Genomic DNA, 14,470 nt, shown 5'->3' with positions numbered 1-14,470 from the left:
GTGGCGACCTCAACCGGCGCCCCTGCCGCCGCCGAACACATGATGACCCCGATGACGATGCCCTCCCCCGACTACCTCCCCAACGCAGCCCCCCTGATCCTGGTGACCGGAGCCGCCCGCCGTGTCGGTGCCGAGATCGCACGCCAGCTCCACGCCAGCGGCGCCCGCGTGGCGCTGCACTACCGCAGCAGCGTCGGCGAGGCCGAGGCGCTCGCCGCCGCACTCAATGCCCTGCGGCCAGACTCCGCGTTCACGGTGAGGGGCGACCTCGCCCGCTTCGGCGCCGCCGAAGAGATCGCCGCCCAAGTGCTCGCCCGCGGCCAAGGTCTGGACGGCCTGGTAAACAACGCCTCGAGCTTCTTCCCGACCCCGGTCGGCCGCATCGACCGCGCCGCCTGGGACGAGCTCATGGGCTCGAACCTGATGGGGCCGCTGTTCCTGTCGCAGGCGGTCGCGCCCGCGCTGCGCGCCGCCGGCGGGGCCATCGTCAACATCGTCGACATCCACGCCGAACGCCCGCTCACCGGCTACACGGTGTACAACATCGCCAAGGGCGGCCTGGCCACCCTGACGCGCGCGCTGGCGATCGACCTGGCCCCCGAGGTGCGTGTCAATGGCGTGGCGCCGGGCCCGATCGACTGGCCGGAGGACGGGCAGTTTCCGCCTGAGGAGCGCCAGCGCATCATCGCTCACACCCTGCTCAAGCGCGTGGGTTCGCCCTCGGACATCGCGCGCACGGTGCGCTTCCTGATGCTCGACGCGCCCTACATAACCGGCCAGATCATCGCCGTGGACGGCGGGCGCAGCGTGCACCTCTAGCCCGCGGCAAGCGCAAGGGGCGGCAGCGCGCCCCGTGGGAGCAACTGTCTGTGGAAGCGGGCTTGCCCGCGAATCGAGCGGATCTGAACCGCCGCGTTCGCGGGCAAGCCCGCTCCCACGAGTACCACTCGCGACAGCCCGTCGCTTCGTTCGACCGTCCCGGCCCGCATCCGTGGTGGCAACAATCATCGCGCCGGTTTCTGGGATAATCCGCGCCTGATTCTTCCGAACGAGCCCTGACCGTGACTGCAGCCCCCGCAACCGCCCCCGTCGACACGCCCGCGCCCGCTGCCGCCGCCGCCAGCGACGCCCGCTTCTCCAACACCTTCCTGCGCCTGAAGAAGAAGCTCGAGCGCGGAGTCGGCGAGGCGATCGGCGACTACAACATGATCGGCGACGGCGACACCGTGATGGTGTGCGTCTCGGGCGGGAAGGACTCCTACACCCTGCTGTCGTGCCTGCTCGCGCTGCGCGAGCGCGCGCCCGTGGATTTCCGCATCGTGGCGATGAACCTCGACCAGAAGCAGCCCGGCTTCCCCGACCACGTGCTGCCGGAATACTTCGAGTCGATCGGCGTCGAGTACCGCATCGTCACCGAGGACACCTACTCGATCGTCAAGGACAAGATCCCCGAGGGCAAGACCACCTGCTCGCTGTGCTCGCGCCTGCGCCGCGGCATCATCTACCGCACCGCGAAGGAGATCGGTGCCACCCGCATCGCGCTCGGCCACCACCGCGACGACATGCTCGAGACCCTGTTCCTCAACATGTTCTTCGGCGGCAAGATCAAGGCCATGCCGCCCAAGCTGGTGAGCGACGACGGCAACCATGTGGTGATCCGCCCGCTTGCCTACTGCACCGAGGCCGACATCACGCGCTTCGCGCGCACGATGGAATACCCCATCATCCCGTGCAACCTGTGCGGCTCGCAGGAGAACGCCCAGCGCAAGCAGATCAAGAACATGCTTCAGGGCTGGGCGCGCGACTTCCCGGGCCGCATCGAGTCGCTGGCCACGTCACTCAAGAACGTGGTCCCCTCGCACCTCGCCGATCAGCGCCTGTTCGACTTCGTCGGACTGACCCAGCAGACCGTGGTCGAAGAAGGGGACACCGCCTTTGACCCGGTCGAGTTGCCGGCCGCGCCGCGCGCAGAGACCGTACGCCTGATCCGGCCAGGCGCGCACGAGGACTGAAACGGCCATCGCGCTACTGGATCGACCGGAGGCCCCTTGCGGGGCAGCGGCCACCCGCTCATCATGCGCGGTGTCCGACACCCAATAGACTGGCCACCACGAAACCGGAATTGCCTTTGATGCCCGAGCGGAAGAACCTCTGTGTCCTCGTCGCGCTCCACAACTGGGACGGTCCTCTCGCGGGCCAGCTCGGCGAGGACGAGGCGCGGCACGCGAGCGAACGCTGCGCAAACCGCATCGAGCGTGCCATCAGTGCGCAGGGCGGAAAGCTGCTGCATCAGGAGCCTGACCAGACAGTAGCCGTCTTCGAGCGCAGCGACGCCGGGGTGCAGGCTGCAGTCGATGCCCTTGAGCGCATTCGCAACCTGCCTCCGCTGCGGGGCGCACACCAACCCGTCCGGCTCGGTCTGCATTACGGCATCCTGGAGAGCACCGAATCGGACGCGGGCCCGGCGGAAGGAGAGGGCGTGACGGTGGCCCGCCAGCTTGCCGGTCTGTGCGAGAACGAACAGGCACTCGTGTCGGGCACGACCGTCATGGTGTCCAGCAGCGCGACGCGCAACCTGATCAGCGCCCAGGCCCTTGCCGGCCCCAGTTGGGCACGGCTCGCGTGGCCGGTGTACGCGATCGGCCAGCGCACCGGCCTGGTAACCTCGATCCCAGCAGCAGCCCGCCTGACCCAGCGACTTCGTATCCGACACCAGCAGGATGTGCTGTTCGTCGAGGAGCTGCGCCCGGTGCTGCTGCTGGGCCGCGAGCTCGGCAACGACGTCACCATCATGGATCCCCGCGCTTCGCGCCAGCACGCGCGCATCGAACGCCGGCGCGAGGGATTCGTGCTGTTCGACCAGAGCACGAACGGCACCTATGTCGCGATCGAGGGCCAGACCGAGCGCCACATCAAGCAGGACCGCGTGGTACTCAAGGGCCCGGGCCGCATCGGCTGCGGCTTCTCTGCGGACGAGGTCGAGTGCGACCTGGTGTTCTTCGACATCGTCTGACCGGACTTACGGTCGCGCTCAGCGTCCAGCCGAGCGTCGGCGCCAGGGTCCGCCCCCGACGCCGCTGCGGCATCACCCCTTCAGGCACTCCGCAATAAACGTCTTGCGCTTGGCACCCCGCAGCGACTGCTCGGTGGCCGATTGGTTGCAGGCCTTCGCGCGCGCCTTGTCGTCCGCGCCGGCGGTCTCGGTGGCTGCCACCGTCGCCGGTGCGACCGCCGCGGGCGCCGCCGGTGCTGGTGCCAGCGTGGTGGCCGCAGCTGCTGAGGACGCAGCCACCACCGGCGCCTTCACCGCCTCGCCCAGTCCCTCCCCGACGGAGGCAGCCGGTACCGCAGCGGGAACGCCCGCAACCACTGCTGATGCATCCTTTGCGGCGCCACCATCATGCCGGCCGCGCAGGCAGGTGCTCATGAATGCCTTGCGTTCCTCACCTTTCAGCGTCTGCTCCTTCGCCTCGGCGTTGCAGCGCTTCATGCGTTCGTGCTGCGGATTGGCCCAGGCCTGGGCGGGGGTCAGTACCATCAACGCAAGGCTGGCGCACACTGCGCCGATAATGGTCTTCATCGAAAGCTCTCCTTGATCATTTTTTACGCAAAATGCGTACCCCGATTTTGCATATGGCATTTTCAGACGTCAATCTCTTTGTCATTTCCTGGCCGATCTCGAACCCCCCCGGGCATGAAGGTTGGCCATGCTGACCAGCGACCTCGCCGCCCTCGGCGGCCTGGCACTGTCCGCATTTCTGGCCGCGACCCTGCTTCCCGGTGGCTCCGAAGCGGTTTTTGCCGGCCTGCTGGTGCTGCGCCCGGAACTCGGTCTGGCTGCGGTGCTGACGGCGACAGTGGCAAACACGGCGGGCGGCATGAGCACCTACCTGCTCGGTCGCCTGCTCCCGCGCAAGGAATCGACGCCACGCCTGGCCACGCTGCAGCGCTGGGGCAGCGTGGCGCTGCTGTTGTCCTGGGTGCCACTGATCGGCGACGCCCTGTGCGCGGCCGCCGGCGTGCTGCGCCTGCACTGGGCCGCGTGCCTGCTGTGGATGGCCGCGGGCAAGGGCCTGCGCTATGCCGCCATCGCCTGGGCCCTGCAGTAAACGGCCGGAGGCTGTCCTGCGAGCTGGCCTAAGGGTTGTCCTATACTCCCGGCCTTCCCGACCGTTCCCGGAGCACCTCATGTCCGCAATCGAACGCCACGGCGTCACTGCCCGCTACGCCGACGCCGTCATCCACAACGACGTGATCCACCTCGTCGAAGTGCCGTCCACCAGCGCCGCCGAAATCAGCGTGCAGACCCGGGAAGTGCTCGCCAGCATCGAGCGCCAACTGACGAAGCTGGGCAGCGCACCGTCACGGATCCTGATGGCCACCATCTATCTCACCGATCTCGCCGACTGCGACGCGATGAACGCGGTGTGGGACGCCTGGATCCCGCCCGGCAGCGCACCGGCACGTGCCTGCGTGAAGGTCGCCGGACTGGTCGACCCCGGCTGGCGGATCGAGATCGCGCTGAGCGCCGCGCGCTGACCCTCGCCCCCCGCCTGCACCGACGCTTTGCCCGCAGCCTTGCAGACCGCGCTTCCAGACGCCTTCCCGACGAATCCACGCCCGCGTTAAGGTCTTGTTTTTTGATGCATGGTGCACTGCGGTTCGCTAGAATGGACTTCCTCCCTGCAGCAGCCTCCCGGTAGCCCAATGAGCCAACGCCTGCGCGAAATTCCGTACAACTACACCTCGTTCTCTGATCGCGAGATCATCATCCGCCTGCTCGGCGCCGAGGCCTGGTCGGTGCTCGACGCGCTGCGCACCGAGCGCGTCACCGGCCGCTCGGCGCGCATGCTGTACGAGGTGCTGGGCGACATCTGGGTGGTGCGCCGCAACCCCTACCTCGAGGACGACCTGCTCACCAGCCGCGAGCGTCGCGAGGCGCTGATCGGCGCGCTCGGGCATCGCCTCAACGAGGTCGACAAGCGCCGCCAGGGCAACGACCGCGTCGCGCTGCTCACCGCACGGGCGCGCGAGGCGGTCTCCGATTTCGAGCGCTGGTTCGACGACACCGCGCGCCGGCGCAAGGCCATCCTCAAGGCGCTGGCCAAGCACACCCGCCGCGACAACATCTGCTTCGACGGCCACGCGCGCGTGAGCCACGTCACCGACGCCACCGACTGGCGCGTCGAGTACCCCTTCCTCGTCCTTTACCCGGACACCGAGGAAGAGATGGCGCCGCTGGTGCGCGAGTGCATCGCGCTCGGGCTGACCATCATCCCGCGCGGCGGCGGCACCGGCTATACCGGCGGTGCCGTGCCCCTCGACGCCAACTCGGTGGTGATCAACACCGAGAAGCTGCTCGCCATGAGCGCGGTCGAGGAGATCGTCCTGCCGGGCGTCGACGGCCCGATGGCCTCGCCCTACCCCACCATCCGCACCGGCGCGGGCGTGGTCACCGAGCGCGTGTCGGAAGCCGCCACGCTCGCCGGGCGCGTGTTCGCGGTCGACCCGACCTCGGCCAGCGCCTCGTGCATCGGCGGCAACATCGCCATGAACGCCGGCGGCAAGAAGGCCGTGCTGTGGGGCACTGCGCTCGACAACCTGGCGTGGTGGAAGATGGTCACGCCCGACGGCAACTGGCTCGAGGTCGACCGCCTCGATCACAACTTCGGCAAGATCCACGAGCAGGAAACGGTCCGTTTCCGCCTGCGCCGCTTCGACGGCCTGACCTATGTCCCGCTCGGCGAGGAGATCCTCACCATGCCTGGCGCCGCGTGCCGCAAGGCCGGGCTGGGCAAGGACGTCACCGACAAGTTCCTCGGCGGCGTGCCGGGCGTGCAGAAGGAAGGCACCGACGGCCTCATCGTCGCGGCGCGCTGGGTGCTGCACAAGATGCCGCCGGTCACGCGCACGGTGTGCCTGGAATTTTTCGGCCAGGTACGCGAGGCGGTCCCGGCGATCGTCGAGATCACCGACTGGTTCAAGCCCGGCGGCGCCGGCCACGCCGCGGGCGTGCAGCTCGCCGGCCTCGAGCACCTCGACGAACGCTACGTCAAGGCGGTGGGCTACGCCACCAAGGCCAAGCGCCACGGCCGTCCCAAGATGGTGCTGATCGGCGACATCGTCGGCCATGACGAGAACGCGGTGATGAGCGCCGCCTCCGAGGTCGTGCGCATGACCAACGCGCGCGGCTCGGAAGGCTTCATCGCAGTCAGCCCCGAGCAGCGCAAGCGCTTCTGGCTCGAGCGCAGCCGCACCGCGGCGATCTCGCGCCACACCAACGCGTTCAAGATCAACGAGGACGTGGTCATTCCGCTGCCGCGCATGGGCGAGTACTGCGACGGCATCGAGCGCATCAACATCGAGCTGTCGGCGCAGAACAAGATCGAGCTCTGCGACCGCCTCGCCGAATTCCTGCAGGGCGACCTGCCGCTCGACGCCGGCGATGCCGAGATCGGCCGCACGGTGCTGATCGGCGACCATCGCCAGAATGCGCTCGACCAGATCGCCGCCGTGCGCCGGCGCTGGCAGTGGCTGCTCGACAACCTCGACCTGCCGCTGGCCGAGGCCGAGCCGCAGTTCGCCGCCTACGGCATCGAGGCCGGAGAGCTCACCAACCGCACCGTGAATCCGCGCCTCTTCCACCGCCTGCAGGACTACTCGATCCGCGTGTCGTGGAAGGAAGATCTGCGCCCGCTGCTCAAGCGCAGCTTCGACGGCGCGGTGTTCGCACCGGTGCTGGCGCGCATCCAGGAGATCCACAAGGAAGTGCTGCGCGGGCGTGTCTTCGTCGCCCTGCACATGCACGCCGGCGACGGCAACGTGCACACCAACCTGCCGGTGAACTCCGACCACTACGAGATGCTGCAGACCGCCAACCGCGCGGTCGATCGCATCATGGCGCTGGCACGCAGCCTGGACGGCGTGATCTCGGGCGAGCACGGCATCGGCATCACCAAGCTCGACTATCTCACCGACGACGAGATGGCGAACTTCTGGACCTACAAGGAAAAGGTCGATCCGGAAGGCCGCTTCAACCGCGGCAAGCTGATGCGCAAGGGGCCAATCAGCGGCAATCTCGACAACGCCTACACCCCGAGCTTCAACCTGATGGGCCACGAGTCCATCATCATGGAGCAGACCGACGTCGGCGAGATCGCCCACGACATCAAGGACTGCCTGCGCTGCGGCAAGTGCAAGCCGGTGTGCTCCACGCACGTGCCGCGCGCCAACCTGCTCTACAGCCCGCGCAACAAGATCCTGTCCACCTCGCTGCTGATCGAGGCCTTCCTGTACGAGGAGCAGACCCGCCGCGGCGTGTCGCTGGCGCACTGGGCCGAGTTCGAGGACGTGGCCGACCACTGCACGATCTGCCACAAGTGCGAGAAGCCGTGCCCGGTGGACATCGACTTCGGCGACGTGTCGATCAAGATGCGCAACCTGCTCAGGAAGCAGGGCAAGAAGTCGTTCAACCCCGGCAAGGCCGCGGCGATGGCCTTCCTGACCATCAAGGACCCGACCACGATCAAGGCGATGCGCACCGGCATGATCGAATGGGGCTACAAGGCACAGCGCTTTGCCCATGACCTGGGCAAGAAGTTCGGGCTGATCCAGCAGCAGGTCAAGGCGCCGCCGGCCACGCTCGGCAAGGCGCCGATCAAGGCCCAGGTGATCCACTTCATCAACAAGCCGATGCCCGGCAACCTGCCCAAGCGCACCAGCCGCGCGCTGCTCGACATCGAGGACGACAAGGTCATCCCGGTGATCCGCGATCCGCAAAAGGCCAACGGCGAGTCGGACGCGGTGTTCTACTTCCCGGGCTGCGGCTCCGAGCGCCTGTTCAGCCAGGTGGGTCTCGCCACCCAGGCCATGCTCTACCACGTCGGCGCACACACCGTGCTGCCGCCGGGCTACCTGTGCTGCGGCTACCCGCAGACCGCCGCCGGCGAGGAAGACAAGGGCCAGAAGATCACCACCGACAACCGCGTGCTCTTCCACCGCGTCGCCAACACGCTCAACTATCTCGACATCAAGACCGTGATCGTGTCCTGCGGCACCTGCATGGACCAACTGCAGAAGTACGAATTCGAGAAGATCTTCCCCGGCTGCCGCCTGCTCGACATCCATGAGTACCTGATGGAAAAAGGCGTCAAGCTCGACGGCGCGCAGGGCGTCAAGTACATGTACCACGAGCCCTGCCACACGCCGATGAAGGTGCATTCGGGCATCAAGGTGGCCAACGAGCTGATGGGTACGCGCGTCGATCTCTCGGACCGCTGCTGCGGCGAATCGGGCACGCTCGCGGTCGCCCGCCCGGACATCTCGACTCAGGTGCGCTTTCGCAAGCAGGAAGAGATCGAGAAGGGCGCGGCCACGCTGCGCGAGGACGACCCGAGCGCGAGGATCAAGATGCTGACCTCGTGCCCGAGCTGCCTGCAGGGCATGGCCCGCTACGCCAACGACGCCGGCGGCATCGAGCCGGACTACATCGTCGTGGAGCTGGCCAAGCACCTGCTCGGCGAGAACTGGCTGCCGGAGTACGTCAGCAAGGCGAACAACGGGGGTATCGAGCGCGTGTTGCTGTAAGCGCGGCAGCGATACGCGAGAGGCGGGCCGGCGCGGCGCAAGCCCCCGGCCCGCGTCGTTTTCCGGAAGGGCCCGCGGCCAGGTTCAGTCCTCGGCGGGGTCGCGCGGATGCATGCGCAGCCACAACTCCGGCAGCGCCTCGGCGGCGCACATGCGCAGGTGGTGGTCGACGATCCCGCTCACGGTCGTCTCGCCCGGGTTGATCTCGACCGTGGGCAGTCCCTGGCGCGCCGCCCATACCACCGGGCCGGCGATGTAGGGAAATACGCTGGTGGTGCCGATCGACACCACCACATCCACGCCCTGATCGAGCACGCTCTCCAGGCGCTCGAGGGCACGTTCCGGCAGCGCTTCGCCGAACAGCACGACCTCGGGACGCATGATGCCGCCGCACTGCGGGCACTCGGGCGGGATCTGCAGGCCGGCGTAGTCAGGCACCTTGCGCCCATGGTGACAGGCCATGCAGTGCAGGCGATGGACGGTGCCGTGAATCTCGATGACGTTGCGCGAGCCCGCCGCGCGGTGCAGACCGTCGACGTTCTGCGTGAGCACGCACACCAGCGGCTTTTCCTGCTCGAGCGCGGCGATCAGGCGGTGGGCGGCATTGGGTTGGGCGCCGCGGCAGCGCTCCTCGATCTGGGCGATGTAGCGCCAGGCGATGTCGGGCCGGGTCGCCATCATCTCGCCGGACAGCGCCTCCTCGATGCTCAGGCCTTCTTCGGTGAGGCGGTCATGGTAGAGGCCGCCGATGCCGCGGTAGGTGGGCAGGCCGGAATCGACCGAAATGCCGGCCCCAGTCACGAACAGGATGCGCTGCGCGCGCGCAAGGATCGCGGCGACGGCATCGAGTGTCTGAGCCAGCACTGGCGACGGGGCTTGCAGCTGCACCGAGGTCATCGCGCGCTGACCTCGACCAGACAGTCGTAGAAGATCGGCCCACCGCCCATGTCGGTGGTCGCGGGCGAGGTCACCGCGTTGGCGTTGCGTCCGCCTTCGCACAGCTTGGGCCACCACACCGAGGGTGCGCACACCACGCCGGGGCGCACGTCGCGGGTCACCACCGCACGGGCGAGAAAGTCGCCGCGGTCGTTGTGGATGCGCAGGCGCGCACCGTCTGCGATGTCGCGCGCAGCGGCGTCATCGGGATGGATCTGCAATGTCGGCCCGACCTCCGCTGCCAGGAAGCGCGGCAGGTTTGCGAAGCTGGAATTGAGGAAGTTGCGCGCCGGCGGCGTGATCAGCGCAAGCGGATAGCGCGCAGCGAGCGCCGGATTGCTGAGCACCGACTCGGCTGGCGGGTGCCACGCAGGCAAAGGATCGTACCCCTCGCGCGCAAGCGCATCGGAGTGGAACTCGCATTTGCCCGAGGCAGTCCGGAACCCGCCTTCCGCGAACGGCACGAAGGGCTGCGGCAGCGCGAGCCGCGCCCAGCCCTTCGTCTGCAGCCCTTCGGCCAGCCCGGCCGCGCGCGCATCACCGGCGCGGAAGGCCGAGGCGGCGATCGCCTCGTCGGACTCGTACAGCGCCTGGTGCGCGAAGCCGAGCCTGCGCGCAAGCGCGCGGAAGACCTCGGTGTTGGATCGCGCCTCGCCGAGCGGCGTGATCGCCGGAGCGTTGGCGACGGCGTAGAAATGGCCGTAGGTCGAATGAACGTCGCGATGCTCGAGCTGGCTGGTCGCCGGCAGCAGGATGTCGGCGTAATCGGCAGTGTCGGTCTGGAACAGCTCGTGCACCACGCAGAACAGGTCCTCGCGTGCGAAGCCGCCGCGCACCCTGTTGCCATCCGGCGCCACCGCGACCGGGTTCGAGTTGTAGACGTGGATCGCCCGCACCGGCGGGTCGCGGGTCTCGAGCAGCACCTCGCCGATGACGGACATGTTGAGCGTGCGCGGCGGAAAGCGCCCGGCATCGGGGTAGAGGTCGGGACGGGCGAGCGCGCGACCATCGACCGGGAAGTTGCCCGAGGTGGAGAGCAGCGCGCCGCAACCGGCGTGCCGCCAGGCGCCGGTGAGCGCGGGCAGGCAGGCCACGTTGCGCACCGCCATGCCGCCGCCGGCGCAGCGGTTGAGGCCGTAGTTGAGGCGGATCAGGCTGCGCGGCGTGCGCCCGTAATCGAGCGCCAGTGCGCGGATCTGCGCCGCGTCCAGCCCGGTGAGCGGCGCCGCCCACGCCGGCGTGAAAGCCCGCACGCGCTCGGCGAGCGCCTCGAACCCCAGGGTGTGGCGGGCGATGTAGTCGTGATCGAGCAGGTCGTGCTCGATCAGCACCTGCATCATCGCCAGCGCCAGCGCGCCGTCGGTGCCGGGCAGTGGCGCGATGTGCTGGTCGCACCTGGCCGCGGTCTCGCTGCGCCGCGGGTCGATGCAGACGAGCTTCGCGCCACGCCGCTTCGCCTCTTGCAGGTAGCGCCAGCCGTGCACGTTGGACACCACCGGGTTGCCGCCCCAGATCAGGATCAGCTGCGCCTGACCGACGGCCTCGGGGTCGGCGCCGATCATCGCCCCCACCGTGGCCTTCCAGCCGTGCGCACCGGCGGCGGCGCAGATCGTGCGGTCGAGCAAGGATGCGCCGAGGCGGTGGAAGAAGCGTCGATCGAGGCTCTCGCCCTGCACCAGGCCCATGGTGCCCGCATAGCTGTAGGGCAGGATCGCGCGCGGGTCGTCGGCGGCGATCTCGCGATACCTGGCAGCGATGGTGTCGAGCGCCTCGTCCCACGAGATGCGCTCGAAGCGGCCCTCGCCCTTGCGGCCGACGCGTTTCATCGGGTGCGTCAGGCGCTGATCGGAATAGACGCGCTCGAGGTAGTGCGCGACCTTGGTGCATAACGCACCGTTGGTGAAGGGCATGTCCGCGGCGCCGCGAAGCCTTACCGCGCGCCCGCCGGCGACCGTCACCTCCATCGCGCAGGTGTCGGGGCAGTCGTGTGGGCAGGCGGCGCGCACGTGTGTTTCGGAATGGCCCTCAGGCGAGGTGGAAGCCGGGAGGGGGGGAGCCGCGTCTCGCATCTTCGGGGAAATCGCGCCGCCGACCGGGCTCGCCCCGGCTCAGCGACGCTCCAGCACCGCGTTGCGCGCGTCGGGCTTGCCGCCAGCGGTAAGCTCCACGTAGCGGGCGCGGTGCTCTTCGAAGCGCTCGACCACCGCGTTGCGTTCGCGCAGCTTGGCCGCGATGATCGAGGACTGCGCCGCGATCTCGCTGTCGAGCACGCTGATGTCGGCTTCAAGGCTCGCAGCCACCTCGCTCTTGTCGGTAGTCGTGGCCTCGGCGATCAGGCTATGCTGGCGCGCGATGAGTTCGCTTTCGCGCGCACGCAGCTCACGAATGCTGCGGTCGAGGTCGCGCAGTTCGCGATCGCGGCGGCTGTCGAGGTCCTCGAGGCTACGATAGGTCTCGAGCAGCGCCTGATCGAGACGCAGCTTGCGCTGGCGATCGGCCTCGAGTGCCCGGCGCTCGCGCTCCAGCGCGGCGCGCTCGGCGATCTCTTCGGGCGTGAGCGGGGCCGCAACCGTACGGCGTACCAACCCCGAAGGACTCATCTCACGGTAGGCGCGGCCATAGCAAGCCGCGGGCAGGATGTCACCACACACGGGCTGGCCGCCGACGTCGCAGCAGTAGATCGCGCGCCCACCGGCCTGCGCCTGCACCGAAACGGGCAGGGCACCGAGCATGAGCGCGCAGGCCAGCGCCGCAACGCCGGATTCAGCGCGAAGAGATGCCATACTGCTCCCGATAGGCCTTGACTGCGTCGAGGTTGGCCGCCAGCTCCGGACTATCGGCGAGGTAGCCAATCAGGTCCTCGAGCGTGGCGACCGCGATCACCGGGATATCGAAGCTCTCCTTCACTTCCTGCACCGCCGACAGCGCGCCCTTGCCGCGCTCCATGCGATCGAGCGCGATGACGACGCCGGCCGGCGTGGCGCCCGCGGCACGGATCAGCTCGACCGATTCGCGCACCGAGGTGCCGGCGGAGATGACGTCGTCGAGGATCAGCACCCGACCCTCGAGCGGCGCGCCGATCAGCGTGCCGCCCTCGCCGTGGTCCTTGGCTTCCTTGCGGTTGAAGGCGAAGGGCAGGTCGACGCCGTCCTCGGCCAGGCGGATCGCGGTACCCGCCACCAGCGGGATGCCCTTGTAGGCCGGCCCGAACAGCATGTCGCAGGCTACGCCCGAGGCGCGGATCGTGCGCGCGTAGTAGCCGCACAGCTCGCGGAACGAAGCACCGTCGTCGAACAGCCCGGCGTTGAAGAAATACGGCGAGTTGCGGCCCGCCTTGGTGACGAAGGCGCCGAAGCGCAATACGCCCTTGCGACAGGCGAGGGCGATGAAATCCCGGCTAAAATCCACGGCTTTCTGGGCTGCCAAGCAGCTTGAACTGGAGGCCGTCCATGTTACGCATCATCTCCCTCAACCTCAACGGCATCCGCTCGGCCTGCCGCAAGGGTCTGCTCGACTGGCTGCCCGCTCAGAACGCCGATTTCGTCTGCGTGCAGGAGCTCAAGGCCCAGGCCGGCGACCTCGACGACGCCATGCGCGCGCCGGCTGGCATGAAGGGCTGGTTCCACCACGCCGAAAGGAAGGGCTACAGCGGCGTCGGCATCTACGCCCGGCGTGACCCGGATAGGGTCGTCGAAGGCCTGGGCATTGCCGACATCGACGCCGAGGGCCGCTTCCTGCAGCTCGACTTCGGCAAGCTGTCGGTGGTGTCGCTGTACCTGCCCTCCGGCTCGAGTTCGGAAGAGCGTCAACAGGTGAAGTTCGAGTTCATGGACCGCTTCCTGCCGCACATGAATCAGCTTTACCAGAGTGGCCAGGAGGTGGTGGTGTGCGGCGACTGGAACATCGCCCACCGCGAGGCCGACCTGAAGAACTGGAAATCGAACCAGAAGAACTCCGGCTTCCTGCCCGAAGAGCGCGCCTGGCTCACGCGCCTGTTCGACGAGCAGGGCTGGATGGACGTCTATCGGCGCCTGCACCCCGACGCCACCGACGCCTGCTACACATGGTGGTCGAACCGCGGCCAGGCCTGGACGAAGAACGTGGGCTGGCGGCTGGACTACCAGATCGCCACGCCGGGGCTGGCGGACGCTGCGCGCGCCGCCGCGGTATACAAGGAACAGCGCTTCTCCGACCACGCACCGCTGACGGTGGATTACGACTGGGTGCCTTAAACCAGGCGGCCGCGCGTGTCCATGACCCCGCGCGGGTGCGACCGTGTGCCGCACCCTGGCCGCGCGTGCGGGCGCGGCGCCGCGCTTCGTTGCTATCATCCCGGCATCCGAATCGACGCCCGCCCCGGGGTGAAGCATCGCTGCGTGAGCCTTCATCATCCGACCGGGAATGAACCATGTGCAACCCTCACAAACGTCGCTTCATCGGCCAGATCGGCGTGGCGGGCCTGCTGCTCACGCCGCTTGCCGCGAGCCTTGCGGGCTGCGCGAGCGAGGACTGGCCCGAGGGCATGAAGCCGATCGCCTGGGACCGCGACGCCTGCGTGCGCTGCAACATGCGCATCGCCGACCACCGCTTCGCCGCCCAACTGCGCGGCGGCGCCAAGGACACCACCTTCAACTTCGACGACGTCGGCTGCCTGGTGTTCTGGCTGGAAGAGCAGCGCGCGCGCTTTCCGTGGATGGACGACGCCACGACGCGAATGTGGGTCGCGGCCTGGGAGAGCCCCAGCGCCGAGAAGGCGATCTGGCTCGATCCGCGTCAGGCACGCTACGTGGCCAAGCGCTCACCGATGCGGTACGACCTCGCCGCGAGCACGGCTACCAGCGCGGACGCCCCCAGCCTGAGCTACGCCGAAATGCGCGCGAAGACGCTGGCGCGGGGCAAATAGCCAATGCGCCACCTACCGCCGCAAGCGTTCCGCATTGACGCCCCG

13 protein-coding genes are annotated in these 14,470 nt (G+C 68.4%); 8 read left to right on the top strand and 5 right to left on the bottom strand.

From position 1 onward, the window contains the following. Positions 1-57: 57 nt before the first annotated feature. The 3 genes from RBT54_RS00315 to RBT54_RS00305 all read left to right on the top strand — a co-directional run bounded on the left by RBT54_RS00315 (position 58) and on the right by RBT54_RS00305 (position 3,013). The gene (locus RBT54_RS00315) at positions 58-819 is read left to right on the top strand and encodes a pteridine reductase (RefSeq protein ID WP_320363296.1); all 762 of its coding nucleotides are present in this window, start codon (positions 58-60) and stop codon (positions 817-819) included. Positions 820-1,061: 242 nt separating this feature from the next. Beyond that, on the top strand, positions 1,062-2,012 hold the full coding sequence (gene ttcA, locus RBT54_RS00310; RefSeq protein WP_320362947.1) for a tRNA 2-thiocytidine(32) synthetase TtcA: 951 nt from the start codon (positions 1,062-1,064) through the stop codon (positions 2,010-2,012). A gap of 119 nt (positions 2,013-2,131) precedes the next feature. Then, positions 2,132-3,013, top strand: a complete 882-nt coding sequence (locus RBT54_RS00305) for an FHA domain-containing protein (protein ID WP_320362945.1) — start codon at positions 2,132-2,134, stop codon at positions 3,011-3,013. A gap of 72 nt (positions 3,014-3,085) precedes the next feature. Here RBT54_RS00305 and RBT54_RS00300 read toward each other — a convergent pair whose 3' ends face one another. Further along, entirely contained in the window at positions 3,086-3,580 is a 495-nt protein-coding gene (locus RBT54_RS00300) for a PsiF family protein (protein WP_320362943.1), read from the bottom strand. A 127-nt stretch (positions 3,581-3,707) separates the two neighbouring features. On the opposite strand from RBT54_RS00300, the gene RBT54_RS00295 reads away from it, so the two are divergent. The 3 genes from RBT54_RS00295 to RBT54_RS00285 all read left to right on the top strand — a co-directional run bounded on the left by RBT54_RS00295 (position 3,708) and on the right by RBT54_RS00285 (position 8,586). Further along, positions 3,708-4,109, top strand: coding sequence for a DedA family protein (locus tag RBT54_RS00295; RefSeq protein ID WP_320362941.1), 402 nt, complete (start codon positions 3,708-3,710; stop codon positions 4,107-4,109). Between the two features lie 79 nt (positions 4,110-4,188). Next, positions 4,189-4,539, top strand: a complete 351-nt coding sequence (locus RBT54_RS00290; RefSeq protein WP_320362939.1) for a RidA family protein — start codon at positions 4,189-4,191, stop codon at positions 4,537-4,539. A gap of 168 nt (positions 4,540-4,707) precedes the next feature. Then, positions 4,708-8,586 (top strand): DUF3683 domain-containing protein, encoded by a 3,879-nt coding sequence (locus tag RBT54_RS00285; RefSeq protein WP_320362937.1) that lies wholly within the window; start codon positions 4,708-4,710, stop codon positions 8,584-8,586. Between the two features lie 84 nt (positions 8,587-8,670). Here RBT54_RS00285 and RBT54_RS00280 read toward each other — a convergent pair whose 3' ends face one another. The 4 genes from RBT54_RS00280 to pyrE are packed head-to-tail and all read right to left on the bottom strand — an operon-like array spanning position 8,671 to position 12,930. Next, complete coding sequence (locus RBT54_RS00280) at positions 8,671-9,483, bottom strand: NAD-dependent deacylase (protein WP_320362935.1); 813 nt, start codon at positions 9,481-9,483, stop codon at positions 8,671-8,673. Then, complete coding sequence (locus tag RBT54_RS00275; RefSeq protein ID WP_320362933.1) at positions 9,480-11,591, bottom strand: molybdopterin-dependent oxidoreductase; 2,112 nt, start codon at positions 11,589-11,591, stop codon at positions 9,480-9,482. Before RBT54_RS00275 ends, RBT54_RS00280 begins: the two co-directional genes overlap by 4 nt. A gap of 39 nt (positions 11,592-11,630) precedes the next feature. Then, the gene (locus RBT54_RS00270) at positions 11,631-12,305 is read right to left on the bottom strand and encodes a hypothetical protein (protein ID WP_320362931.1); all 675 of its coding nucleotides are present in this window, start codon (positions 12,303-12,305) and stop codon (positions 11,631-11,633) included. Further along, positions 12,286-12,930 carry an orotate phosphoribosyltransferase gene (pyrE, locus tag RBT54_RS00265; protein ID WP_320362929.1) on the bottom strand — a complete coding sequence of 215 codons (645 nt, stop codon included), beginning with the start codon at positions 12,928-12,930 and terminating at the stop codon, positions 12,286-12,288. The genes RBT54_RS00270 and pyrE overlap by 20 nt, the downstream gene beginning before the upstream one ends. A gap of 41 nt (positions 12,931-12,971) precedes the next feature. Here pyrE and RBT54_RS00260 point away from each other — a divergent pair, with 41 nt between their 5' ends. After that, complete coding sequence (locus tag RBT54_RS00260; protein ID WP_320362927.1) at positions 12,972-13,754, top strand: exodeoxyribonuclease III; 783 nt, start codon at positions 12,972-12,974, stop codon at positions 13,752-13,754. 176 nt (positions 13,755-13,930) lie between these two features. Next, the gene (locus RBT54_RS00255) at positions 13,931-14,425 is read left to right on the top strand and encodes a nitrous oxide reductase accessory protein NosL (RefSeq protein WP_320362925.1); all 495 of its coding nucleotides are present in this window, start codon (positions 13,931-13,933) and stop codon (positions 14,423-14,425) included. Positions 14,426-14,470: the final 45 nt, after the last annotated feature.

Origin of the sequence: Thauera sp. (assembly GCF_034003485.1) — a bacterium.
Lineage (GTDB): Bacteria > Pseudomonadota > Gammaproteobacteria > Burkholderiales > Rhodocyclaceae > Thauera.
Note: the sequence above shows the minus strand (reverse complement) of the source record. Positions and strands in the feature narration are given on the sequence as shown.